General features: G+C 65.3%; 2 protein-coding genes. Both read left to right on the plus strand.

Annotated features, from left to right (window positions below):
- Positions 1-58: 58 nt before the first annotated feature.
- Positions 59-502 (plus strand): Mth938-like domain-containing protein, encoded by a 444-nt coding sequence (locus tag EN932_RS37185; protein ID WP_050596163.1) that lies wholly within the window; start codon positions 59-61, stop codon positions 500-502.
- Position 503: 1 nt separating this feature from the next.
- On the plus strand, positions 504-836 hold a 333-nt coding region (locus EN932_RS37190; protein WP_164890899.1), incomplete at its 3' end, for a squalene/phytoene synthase family protein.

The following is an 836-nucleotide window of genomic DNA, read 5'->3' on the forward strand; positions in this document are numbered from 1 at the left end:
CTGCTGATCCTGTTCAAGCTGCGGCCGCAGGCTTCAGCCGACGAGGAGAAGCCGGTCAATGGCGGCAAGGCGGTCGCGACCTGACGCGCCCCCCCGAAGAGGTTTAACGGTGACCAGCAAAGGCATCGTCATCCGCGAGGCGCATTTCCCGGGCCGCGCGCCGATCGAAGCCTACGGCAATGGCGGATTCCGCTTTGCCGACATGTCGCATCGCGGTTCGCTGCTCTGTCTGCCATCCGGCATCCATGGCTGGGAGCCGGTGGATCCCTTGGCGCTGACGGTGGCGGATTTTGACAGGCTGCTGTCCGAGGCCGACAAGATCGAGATCCTGCTGGTCGGCATGGGCAGGGATCTTCGGCCGTTGCCCGCTGCATTGCGGGCCGCGCTGAAGGCCGCCGGCATTGCATCCGACCCGATGTCGACGGGTGCCGCGGTGCGGACCTACAATGTCCTTCTGGCGGAAGAGCGCGCCGTGGCTGCCGCGCTCATTGCCGTCGATTGATATGCCTCGAAGCGCTGAAATCGTCATGGACGCGGTGCGTGCCGCCGACCATGATCGCTATCTGACCGCGCTCTACGCGCCGGACGGCAAGCGCTACGCGCTGTTTTCGCTCTACGCCTTCAACGCGGAGATATCAGGTATTCGCGATCGCATCCATGAGGCGCTACCGGGCGAGGTGCGGCTGCAATGGTGGCGCGATGTCATTGCCGCCGGCGGCGAGGCCGGCGCCGGCCATCCCACTGCCGAAGCCGTGAACGCTACGATAGCGACGTTCGGCCTGCCGAAGCCGGCCTTCGAGAACATGCTCGATGCGCGCATCTTCGACCTCTACGAC

Origin of the sequence: Mesorhizobium sp. M7A.F.Ca.US.002.01.1.1 (assembly GCF_004022955.1) — a bacterium.
Lineage (GTDB): Bacteria > Pseudomonadota > Alphaproteobacteria > Rhizobiales > Rhizobiaceae > Mesorhizobium > Mesorhizobium ciceri.

Bases quoted from the DNA above. Each gene is read 5' to 3' on its own strand.
- EN932_RS37185 (WP_050596163.1), top strand. From the start codon at position 59: ATGGCGGCAAGGCGGTCGCGACCTGACGCGCCCCCCCGAAGAGGTTTA.